The organism is Streptomyces sp. SID5785, assembly GCF_009870065.1.
In the GTDB taxonomy this organism is placed as follows: Bacteria; Actinomycetota; Actinomycetes; order Streptomycetales; family Streptomycetaceae; genus Streptomyces.
This window is the reverse complement of the sequence record NZ_WWIA01000301.1, coordinates 1-9,656: the sequence shown is the minus strand read 5'-3', so window position 1 is coordinate 9,656 and position 9,656 is coordinate 1. Positions and strand designations below refer to the sequence as shown.

The 9,656-nt window shown below is 73.9% G+C and carries 10 protein-coding genes and 1 pseudogene; 8 read left to right on the top strand and 3 right to left on the bottom strand.

Going from position 1 to position 9,656, the window contains the following annotated elements; all coding sequences use genetic code 11:
- Positions 1-249: pseudogene (locus GTW43_RS09545) on the top strand (HAD family hydrolase); the annotation flags it as partial.
- 37 nt (positions 250-286) lie between these two features.
- Here GTW43_RS09545 and GTW43_RS09540 read toward each other — a convergent pair.
- Both GTW43_RS09540 and GTW43_RS09535 read right to left on the bottom strand, forming a co-directional pair.
- Positions 287-1,129 (bottom strand): siderophore-interacting protein, encoded by an 843-nt coding sequence (locus GTW43_RS09540; protein ID WP_161301195.1) that lies wholly within the window; start codon positions 1,127-1,129, stop codon positions 287-289.
- On the bottom strand, positions 1,126-2,193 hold the full coding sequence (locus GTW43_RS09535) for an ABC transporter substrate-binding protein (protein WP_161301194.1): 1,068 nt from the start codon (positions 2,191-2,193) through the stop codon (positions 1,126-1,128). Before GTW43_RS09535 ends, GTW43_RS09540 begins: the two co-directional genes overlap by 4 nt.
- Before the next feature lie 62 nt (positions 2,194-2,255).
- On the opposite strand from GTW43_RS09535, the gene GTW43_RS09530 reads away from it, so the two are divergent.
- The 3 genes from GTW43_RS09530 to GTW43_RS09520 all read left to right on the top strand — a co-directional run bounded on the left by GTW43_RS09530 (position 2,256) and on the right by GTW43_RS09520 (position 5,301).
- Positions 2,256-3,302 (top strand): iron chelate uptake ABC transporter family permease subunit, encoded by a 1,047-nt coding sequence (locus tag GTW43_RS09530; RefSeq protein WP_161301193.1) that lies wholly within the window; start codon positions 2,256-2,258, stop codon positions 3,300-3,302.
- A 65-nt stretch (positions 3,303-3,367) separates the two neighbouring features.
- A complete protein-coding gene (locus GTW43_RS09525) occupies positions 3,368-4,405 on the top strand; it encodes an iron chelate uptake ABC transporter family permease subunit (RefSeq protein WP_161301197.1) in 1,038 nt (345 codons plus the stop codon).
- A 77-nt stretch (positions 4,406-4,482) separates the two neighbouring features.
- The gene (locus GTW43_RS09520; RefSeq protein WP_161301192.1) at positions 4,483-5,301 is read left to right on the top strand and encodes an ABC transporter ATP-binding protein; all 819 of its coding nucleotides are present in this window, start codon (positions 4,483-4,485) and stop codon (positions 5,299-5,301) included.
- Here GTW43_RS09520 and GTW43_RS09515 read toward each other — a convergent pair.
- Complete coding sequence (locus tag GTW43_RS09515) at positions 5,285-5,632, bottom strand: SCP2 sterol-binding domain-containing protein (protein WP_161301191.1); 348 nt, start codon at positions 5,630-5,632, stop codon at positions 5,285-5,287. The genes GTW43_RS09520 and GTW43_RS09515 overlap by 17 nt on opposite strands.
- Positions 5,633-5,674: 42 nt before the next feature.
- On the opposite strand from GTW43_RS09515, the gene GTW43_RS09510 reads away from it, so the two are divergent.
- From GTW43_RS09510 to recN, 4 genes are all read left to right on the top strand, one after another.
- Positions 5,675-5,944 carry a hypothetical protein gene (locus GTW43_RS09510; protein WP_161301190.1) on the top strand — a complete coding sequence of 90 codons (270 nt, stop codon included), beginning with the start codon at positions 5,675-5,677 and terminating at the stop codon, positions 5,942-5,944.
- A 7-nt stretch (positions 5,945-5,951) separates the two neighbouring features.
- On the top strand, positions 5,952-6,767 hold the full coding sequence (locus tag GTW43_RS09505; protein ID WP_161301189.1) for a TlyA family RNA methyltransferase: 816 nt from the start codon (positions 5,952-5,954) through the stop codon (positions 6,765-6,767).
- Positions 6,764-7,669, top strand: coding sequence for an NAD kinase (locus GTW43_RS09500; protein WP_161301188.1), 906 nt, complete (start codon positions 6,764-6,766; stop codon positions 7,667-7,669). The genes GTW43_RS09505 and GTW43_RS09500 overlap by 4 nt, the downstream gene beginning before the upstream one ends.
- 188 nt (positions 7,670-7,857) lie before the next feature.
- Entirely contained in the window at positions 7,858-9,582 is a 1,725-nt protein-coding gene (recN, locus tag GTW43_RS09495; protein WP_161301196.1) for a DNA repair protein RecN, read from the top strand.
- Positions 9,583-9,656 lie beyond the last annotated feature (74 nt).

The window sequence follows — 9,656 nt, the reverse complement described above, 5'->3', positions numbered from 1 at the left end:
TACCGGCCGACGTACGTGGACCTGGACCTGCGCGGGCTGCTCACCGGGCAGCCCGAGGTGGTCGAGGACGGCGGGGCGTTCCGGTGCGGCGGCTGGAGTGCGGCGGCCGGGGACGGATCCCTGGAGCTGACGGGTGACGGCCCGGCGATCGACGGGCTGCGGACGCTGTGCGGGGCGGCGTGGAGCGCGGCGGGCGACGGGGTGTGCGACCTGAGCGCGGAGAAGGCGCTGGCGCGGCTGGAGCTGTAGGGGGGGCAGAGGCCGCCCCGCCCCCTGAGCCGGACCGTTACGCGGCTTCGTTCTTCTCCATCAGGAGGTCCTCCGAGGCGCCCTTGCGCCAGTAGCCGGAGAACTGGACGCGGCGGCGGTCGATGCCGCGGCCCTGGACCAGGTGACGGCGGACCGCCTTCACCGTCGAGGACTCGCCCGCGACCCAGGCGTACGGGGTGCCGGACGGCAGGTCGGCCGCGGCGATCGCCTCCGGGGTGGAGCCGGCCGTGGTCAGCCAGGTGATGTGGGTGTCCAGGCCCGCCGGGAGGTTCTGGTGGTCGGCGGGCCCCGGGACCTCGATCCAGGCGCGGACCGGGACGGCCGGCGGCAGGTGCTCGAGGATGCCCGCGACGGCCGGCAGCGCGGAGGCGTCGGCGGCCAGCAGGATCCAGTCGGCGTCGGCCGGCGGGCGGAACTCGTAGGCGGCGTTGTCCTCGACGACCGGGGCGAAGGCGCCCACCTCGTCGCCGGGCCGGGCGTGCAGGGCCCAGCGGGAGGCAGGCCCCTCCTCGCCGTGCACGGCGAAGTCGACGGTCAGCTCGGCCCGTTCGGTGTCCAGGGTGCGGATCGTGTAGGTCCGCATGTAGCCGCGGGTCGCCGGGTCGAGGGCCTGCCAGGCCGCGTACCACTGGCCGTCGGAGTTGTCGGGAAGGTCCGGTGCGGTCCGGCCGGGGGCCGGCAGGAAGAGCTTGATGCGCTGGTCGCGTCCGGCGGAGGCCATCCGGGACAGGTCCGGGCCGGTGAGGGCCACGCGCACCATGTTCGGGGTGAGGCGGGTCGACCGGGCGACGCGGAGGGCGAAGAGGCCGAAGGGGGAGGCGGCGGGCGCGGTGGGGGCGGGCGTGGCGGTCTCGGTCATGAGGTGAGCCTCTTCGATCGGTTGATGGCGTCGGCGAGCCGCTCCAGCACCGGGCCGTACCCGGCGTAGCTGTAGCGCTCCTCCATCGCCCAGGGCGTGATCTGCCCGGCCTTCACGGCGGGGAGCGAGGCGAAGGTGGGCTTCTGCGCGAGTTCCTCGCGCGACATCGACGCGGAGCGGTTGTCGAGCATGATCAGGTCGGCGTGGTACTTGTCGGCGTTCTCCCAGCTGAGGAACTCCCAGAAGCCCCACTCGTCGCTCTTCTTGCCCTCGACGAACTCGACGCCGAGGTCCTTGAAGTAGTTGAGGTCGCAGTAGGAGTCGGGCACGGCGACGTAGAGGTTGTCGTTGTCGCCGGTCATGGCGAGGACCTTGAGGCCGCCGTTCTTCCGGGCCGCCTCGCGCAGGGTGCGCTCGGCCCTCTCGAAGCGGGCCTTCGCGTCGGTCACCCGCTTCGCGCCGAGGTCGGCGCCGAGCGAGGCGGCCAGTTCGGTGTAGCGGCGCAGCGGGACGCGCAGGGAGGAGCGGGCGATGCCGATGCCGACGGTCGGTGCCAGCGCGGCGATCTTCTTGCTGCTCTCCTCGGGCACGAACCACAGGTCGGGCCCGGGGAACATGTTGCTGATGAGGAGTTCGGGGCGCAGCGCGGCGTACTTCTCGACGTTGAACCGGCCCCACTCCTGGCCGACGCTCTTCAGTTTCGCGAGGTCGAGGTCGCCGGCCTGCGGGTTGGGCTTGCCGTCGACCGGCTCGGTCGGGCCGAAGACGCCGGTGCACTCGACGCCGTAGTCGTGCAGTGCAGCGGCGGCGCTGACGAAGGCGACGATGCGGCGCGGGGTGTGGTCCACGCGTGCGGTCCGGCCCCGGTCGTCCTTGAACGACCAAGCGCCGGACGCGCCGGACGCGGCGGCCGAGGGTTTGTCCGCGCCGCAGGCGGTGAGCAGAGCACCGAGGGCGGCCGCGCCGCCGCCCGCGAGCAGGGCGCGGCGGGACGGCCCGGTGGCGCGCGGGCGCCCGGCGGAGGAGTCGGGGAGCGGCGTGACGGACGGCGCGGAGGACGGCATGCTGGTACTTCTCTCTGCACAGCAGGATGTGGCCGGATCGGAGGGTAGGCTAACCTAACCTCGTGTTGGTCGACAGTCCCCCCGAAACCAGCGCGGAGACCGCTCCCGCGCCCCCCGGCCGCCGTACGGCGATACGTACGGCCGGGCTTCTCGTGTCGGTGCTCGTGCTGGCCGCCGTCCTGGTGGCGAGCATCGCGATCGGAGCGAAACCGCTCTCGGTCGACCAGGTCTGGCACGGCCTGTTCCAGGACTCGGGCCGGTACGCCGACGTGGTCGTCGGGGAACGCGTCTCGCGGACCCTGCTCGGACTGCTCGCCGGCGCCGCGCTCGGCCTCGCCGGAGCGGTGTTGCAGGCGCTCACCCGCAACCCGCTCGCCGACCCCGGCATCCTCGGCATCAACATGGGCGCGTCCGCGGCCGTCGTGACCGCGATCAGCTTCTTCGGGGTGACCTCGCTCAGCGGCTACGTGTGGTTCGCGTTCCTCGGGGCCGCGGCCGTCGGCGTCCTCGTCTACGTCCTGGGCGGCACCCGCAACGCGACCCCCGTACGGCTCGCGCTCGCCGGCACCGCGATCACCGCGGCCCTGTCCGGCTATCTGTACGCCGTGATGATCAGTGACGACATGGCGCTGAACCGGATGCGCTTCTGGCAGGTCGGCTCGCTGGCCACCGCCACCATGGACACCATCCGGCAGGTGCTGCCGTTCATCGCGGTCGGCATCCTGCTGGCCCTCGCGCTGGCGCGGCCGCTCAACGCGATGGCCATGGGCGACGACACCGCCCGCGCCCTCGGCGCCCACCTGGGCCGCACCCGCGCCCTGAGCATGGCCGCCGCCACGCTGCTGTGCGGCGCCGCCACCGCGGCCTGCGGGCCCATCGTCTTCGTCGGCCTGATGGTGCCGCACGTCGTGCGCTCGTTCACCGGCCCGGACATGCGCTGGATCCTGCCGTACGCGGCGATCCTGTCGCCCGTGCTGCTGCTCGGCGCCGACGTCGTCGGCCGGATCGTCGCCCGGCCCGCCGAACTCCAGGTCGGCATCGTCACCGCCGTCATCGGCGCGCCGGTCTTCATCCTCCTCGTACGACGCCGGAAGTTGGCCCAGCTGTGAAGACGACGGACGTGAAGGCGACGGGCGCGAAGGCGGTGCGGGCCGGGGCCGTGAAGGACGAGCGGGTGCGGGCCGTGCGGGCGCTGCGCACGCCGGGCGGACTCTCGGTCCGGCTCGACCTGCGCTCGACGGTCGTCGTCGTGGTGCTCGTGCTCGCCGCGCTCGCCGCCGCCGTGGTGCTCATCGGCACCGGCGACTTCGACATCCCCGCGACGGACGTGCTGCGCACGCTCGTCGGCCGGGGCGACCCCGGCCAGGAGTTCATCATCAACGACCTGCGGCTGCCGCGGGTCCTCGTCGGCCTGCTGGTCGGCGGTGCGCTCGGGCTGTCCGGCGCGCTCTTCCAGGCCATCTCGCGCAACCCGCTGGGCAGCCCCGACGTCCTCGGTCTCGGCCAGGGCTCGACCGCGGGTGCCCTCGTGATGATCGTGGTCTTCGGGGGGAGCGCCACGCAGGTCGCGCTCGGCGCCCTGGTCGGCGGGCTCGTCACCGGAGCCGCCATCTACGTCCTGGCGTGGAAGCGCGGCGTGCACGGCTACCGGCTCGTCCTCGTCGGCATCGGCGTCTCCGCGTTCGTCACGGCGGTCAACGGCTATCTGCTCACCAAGGCCGACTTCGTCGACGCCGCCCGCGCCACCGTGTGGATGACCGGCTCGCTCAACGGACGCGACTGGGAGCAGGTCTGGCCGCTGCTCGCGCTGTTCGCGGTCCTCGTCCCGTTCGTCGCGGTGTACGCGCGGCCGCTGCGGATGCTGGAGATGGGCGACGACGCGGCCGGTGCGCTCGGGATCCGGGTCGAGCGGACCCGGCTGATCCTGCTCACCGCGTCCGTCTTCCTCACCGCGGCCGCCACCGCCGCCGCCGGGCCCGTGGTCTTCGTCGCGCTCACCGCCCCGCAGATCGCCCGCCGGCTGACCCGCTCGCCCGGACCCAACCTGATGGCCGCGACCTGGCTGGGCGCGGCCCTGCTGATCGTCGCGGACCTGGCCTCGCAGCGCGCCTTCGGCGCCGACCAGCTGCCCGTCGGCGTGGTCACCGGCGTCGTCGGCGGCGGCTATCTGCTGTGGCTGCTGGTCACCGAGCGCAAGGCGGGCCGGCTGTGAGCATTCCTGCGCCGACCGGCCCCGCCACGAGCGGTACGAACGCGCGCGGCCCCCGAACGAACCGAAGGAGCACCCCTGTGAACAGGCTGTCCGCCGACGCCGTCACCCTCGGCTACGACCAGCGCGTCATCGCCGAGAAGCTGTCCGTCGAGATACCCGACAAGTCCTTCACGGTGATCGTCGGCCCCAACGCCTGCGGCAAGTCCACCCTGCTGCGGGCCCTGTCCCGGATGCTCAGGCCGAGCGCGGGGCGGGTCCTGCTGGACGGCAACGTCATCCAGTCGATGCCCGCGAAGAAGGTGGCCAAGACGCTCGGGCTGCTCCCGCAGTCGTCCGTCGCCCCCGACGGCATCACGGTCGGCGACCTCGTGGCCCGCGGCCGCTACCCGCACCAGGGGCTCCTGCGCCAGTGGTCGCCGGAGGACGAGCGGGTGGTGCGCGAGTCGATGGAGTCCACCGGCGTCGCCGAGCTCGCCGAGCGGTACGTCGACGAGCTCTCCGGCGGGCAGCGCCAGCGCGTGTGGATCGCCATGGCGCTCGCCCAGCAGACCCCGCTGCTGCTGCTCGACGAGCCGACCACCTATCTCGACATCCAGCACCAGATCGACGTGCTCGACCTGTGCGCCGAACTGCACGAGGAGCAGGGCCGCACGCTCGTCGCCGTCCTGCACGACCTCAACCACGCGGCCCGCTACGCCACGCACCTCATCGCGCTGCGCGAGGGCGAGGTCATCGCCGAGGGTCCGCCGAAGGAGATCGTCACGGCCGACCTCGTCGAGCGGCTGTTCGGCATGAAGTGCCAGGTGATCGACGACCCGGAGACCGGCACTCCGCTGGTCGTGCCCGCGGCGCGCAGGACGAGGCGCCGCGAGCCGGCCGTCACAGCAGTGTCCTGAGCCGCAGCAGATCGCGGAACGAGGCCTCCAGACGGACCCGTCCCGAGGCCCACGCCCGCGCGAAGTTCAGCTCGCCGTCCACCAGGGCCACCAGATCGTCCCCCGTCATCGCCAGACGGATCTGCGCCTTCTCGGCGGGCGGCCCGGGGCGGGTGTCGAGCACCACGATCCGGCCGCCCTGGAGACGGCCGGAAAACGACACGTCCAGGTCCGTGACGCGGCAGCTGAGCGAGCGGTCGAGCGCGGCGGCGGCCCGCACGTCGGCCCCGGCGCGCGTCATGCTCTCGGAGAGCTTCTCGAGTGCGGCGCGGCACTCCTCGGTCGTGGCCATCGCGACCGACGGTACACCGGGGCTTCGCGGTAGCGTCGGGGCATGAGCGAGACCCCCGCCGACGCCCCGCCCGCCCAGGACCCCGGCCCCGAGCCGTCCTACGACCCCGCGGCCCCCGCCCCGCTCGGCGTCGGACGCACCCCGACCGGGCACGCCGGGGTGGACGAACGGCTCGACCGTCTCGCCGCTCTGGACCACCTCGCGGCCGACGGCCACGCCGAGGTGTACGAGGATGTACACGAGGGGCTGCGCTCGGCGCTGACCGCGCTGGACGCCCGGCCCCCGTCCCCCTCGCACGACCTCAGGAGCTGAACCGACCGTGGCAGGTGTGGCACGTCGCCGCCTCGACGCCGAACTCGTCCACCGCAAGCTGGCCCGCTCGCGCGGTGAGGCCAGCCAGCTGATCGCCGCGGGCCGGGTCAGCGTCGCGAAGATCGTCGCGACCAAACCCGCGACCCAGGTGGACGAAGGCGTGTCGATCATCGTCGCGAAGGACGAGAACGCCCCGGACTACGTCTCGCGCGGCGGCCACAAGCTCGCGGGCGCCTTCGCCGCGTTCACCCCGCAGGGGCTCGTCGTCGAGGGCCGCCGGGCGCTGGACGCGGGCGCCTCCACCGGCGGCTTCACCGATGTGCTGCTGCGCGCGGGCGCCGCGCACGTCGTCGCCGTCGACGTGGGGTACGGGCAGCTGGCCTGGTCGCTGCAGAGCGACGAGCGCGTCACCGTGAAGGACCGGACGAACGTGCGCGAGCTGACCCTCGACGCGATCGACGGCATCCCCGTGGACCTCGTCGTCGGCGACCTGTCCTTCATCCCGCTGGGCCTCGTGCTGCCCGCGCTGGCCCGCTGCGCGGCAGCGGACGCCGACCTCGTGCTCATGGTCAAGCCGCAGTTCGAGGTGGGCAAGGAGCGGCTGGGCAGCGGCGGCGTGGTGCGCAGCAGCCGGCTGCGGGCCGACGCTGTGAAGAGCGTTGCCGGTCAGGCCTGGCAGCTCGGGCTCGGCGTGCGTGGCGTGACCGCGAGCCCGCTGCCGGGCCCCTCGGGCAATGTCGAGTACTTTCTGTGGCTGCGCGCCGGGGCGCCCGAACCGGACCCGGCCGACGTTGACCGTGCAGTGGCGGAGGGGCCGCGTTGACACAGAGCCGAGCTCGTACTGTTTTCCTGCTGGCGCACACCGGCCGGCCGGCCGCGATCCGCAGTGCCGAACTGGTCGTCCAGGGGCTGCTGCGCAGCGGCATCGGCGTGCGGGTCCTGGAGGCGGAGGCGGCCGATCTGCCGCTGCCGCCCGAGGTCGAGCTGGTGAAGGAGGCCACGCCGTCCTGCCTCGACGCGTGTGAGCTGCTCATCGTCCTCGGCGGTGACGGGACCCTGCTGCGCGGCGCCGAGTTCGCGCGCGCCTCGGGCGTGCCGATGCTGGGGGTCAACCTGGGGCGGGTCGGCTTCCTCGCCGAGGCCGAGCGCGACGACCTGGACAAGGTCGTCGACCGCGTCGTCACCAAGGCGTACGAGGTCGAGGAGCGCATGACGATCGACGTCGTCGTGCACCGCAACGGCGACGTCGTGCACCGCGACTGGGCGCTGAACGAGGCCGCCGTGCAGAAGACCGAACCCGAACGGATGCTGGAGGTCGTCCTCGAGATCGACGGCCGCCCGGTGACCGGCTTCGGCTGCGACGGCATCGTGTGCGCCACCCCGACCGGCTCGACCGCGTACGCGTTCTCGGCGGGCGGGCCCGTGGTCTGGCCCGAGGTCGAGGCGCTCCTGATGGTGCCGATCAGCGCGCACGCCCTGTTCGCGAAGCCGCTGGTGACCTCGCCCGACTCGGTGCTCGCCGTCGAGGTGCAGCCACACACCCCGCACGGCGTCCTGTGGTGCGACGGCCGGCGCACCGCGGAGCTGCCCGCCGGGGCCCGCGTCGAGGTGCGGCGCGGCGCGGTACCGGTGCGTCTGGCCCGGCTGCACCACGCGGTGTTCACGGACCGCCTCGTCGCCAAGTTCGCCCTCCCGGTCGCCGGGTGGCGCGGGGCGCCGCACTGAGACCGGGGATTCCCCGCACCACGTCGAGCGCCCGGCCCTGACGGGGACACCCTCGTCCCGGGGCCGCCGGTACGGGCACTCGCACGGGTGACAGGAGGCCCGGGTCACCAGCCGGTTCGGGTCCGTGAGCCAGGGCCCGTCGCACAGACGGCCCCCGACCTCGTAAGGTCGGGGGCGTGTTGGAGGAGATGCGGATACGGTCGCTCGGAGTCATCGACGACGCGGTGGTCGAGCTGTCGCCCGGGTTCACCGCGGTGACGGGCGAGACCGGCGCGGGCAAGACCATGGTCGTCACGAGCCTCGGGCTGCTGCTCGGTGGCCGCGCCGACCCGGCCCTCGTACGGATCGGCGCCAAGAACGCCGTGGTGGAGGGGCGCATCAGCGTGCCCGCCGCCTCGGGCGCGCTGGCCCGGGCCGAGGAGGCCGGGGCGGAGCTCGACGACGGGGTGCTGCTGCTCAGCCGGACGGTGTCCGCGGAGGGGCGCTCCCGCGCGCATCTGGGCGGGCGGTCCGTTCCCGTGGGCGTGCTCGGCGAGCTGGCCGAGGACCTCGTCGCGGTGCACGGACAGACCGACCAGCAGGGACTGCTGAAGCCGGGCCGCCAGCGCCAGGCCCTCGACCGCTACGCGGGCGACGCCGTCGCGAAACCGCTGGCGCGGTACAAGAAGGTGCACAAGCGGCTCAAGCGGGTCTCCGCCGAGCTCGCCGAGATCACCACGCGCGCCCGCGAGCGGGCCCAGGAGGCCGATCTGCTGCGCTTCGGCCTCGACGAGATCGCCGCCGTCGAGCCCCGCGCGGGCGAGGACACCGAGCTCGCCGACGAGGCCTCGCGACTCGGGCACGCCGAGGCGCTCGCCTCGGCGGCCGCCGTCGCGCACGCCGCGCTGGCCGGTAACCCCGAGGACCCCGAGGGCGTCGACGCGCAGACCCTCGTCGGCGGCGCGCACCGTGCCCTGGACGCGGTCCGCTCCCACGACCCGGCGCTCGCCGCGCTCGCCGAGCGGATCGGCGAGGTGCAGATCCTGCTCACCGACGTCGCCGCCGAACTCGCCGGGTACGCCGACGACCTGGACGCCGACCCGCTGCGCCTCGCGGCCGTCGAGGAGCGCCGCGCCGCGCTCACCCAGCTGACCCGCAAGTACGGCGAGGACGTCGCGGGCGTCCTCGCCTGGGCCGAGACGAGCGCCGCCCGCCTGCTCGAACTCGACGGCGACGACGAGCGCCTCGGCGAACTCGGCAGCGAACAGGACGCGTTGCGGGGCGAGCTCGGCGCACTGGCCCAGGAGCTGACCCTGGCCCGCACCGAGGCCGCGTCCCGGTTCGCCGGGGCGGTCACCGAGGAACTCGCCTCCCTCGCGATGCCGCACGCCCGCGTCTCCTTCGCCGTCCGGCAGACCGAGACCGAGGGCACCGACGGCGTCGAGGTCGACGGCCGCACGGTGGCCTACGGGCCGAACGGCGTCGACGAGGTCGAGCTGCTGCTCGCCCCGCACCCCGGCGCCCCGCCGCGCCCCGTCGCCAAGGGCGCGTCCGGCGGTGAGCTGTCCCGGGTGATGCTCGCCGTCGAGGTCGTGTTCGCGGGCACCGACCCCGTGCCCACGTACCTGTTCGACGAGGTCGACGCGGGCGTCGGCGGCAAGGCGGCCGTCGAGATCGGCCGCCGTCTCGCGAAGCTCGCGCGCACCGCGCAGGTCGTCGTCGTCACCCACCTGCCGCAGGTCGCGGCCTTCGCCGACCGGCAGCTCCTCGTCGAGAAGACGAACGACGGATCGGTGACCCGCTCCGGCGTCACGGTGCTCGAAGGCGAGGACCGCGTACGGGAGTTGTCGCGGATGCTGGCCGGGCAGGAGGACTCGCAGACGGCGCGGGCCCACGCCGAGGAGCTGCTCGAGGCGGCCCGGGCGGACGCCTGAGCGACGGATAGGGTGACCGCCATGAGGGACCTCACCCGGAGCCTGCGGTCGGCTGCCGTCGCCGCGACCGTCAC

Bases quoted from the DNA above. Each gene is read 5' to 3' on its own strand.
- recN (WP_161301196.1), top strand. From the start codon at position 7,858: ATGCGGATACGGTCGCTCGGAGTCATCGACGACGCGGTGGTCGAGCTG.
- GTW43_RS09540 (WP_161301195.1), bottom strand. From the start codon at position 1,129: ATGACCGAGACCGCCACGCCCGCCCCCACCGCGCCCGCCGCCTCCCCC.
- GTW43_RS09535 (WP_161301194.1), bottom strand. From the start codon at position 2,193: ATGCCGTCCTCCGCGCCGTCCGTCACGCCGCTCCCCGACTCCTCCGCC.
- GTW43_RS09515 (WP_161301191.1), bottom strand. From the start codon at position 5,632: ATGGCCACGACCGAGGAGTGCCGCGCCGCACTCGAGAAGCTCTCCGAG.
- GTW43_RS09510 (WP_161301190.1), top strand. From the start codon at position 5,675: ATGAGCGAGACCCCCGCCGACGCCCCGCCCGCCCAGGACCCCGGCCCC.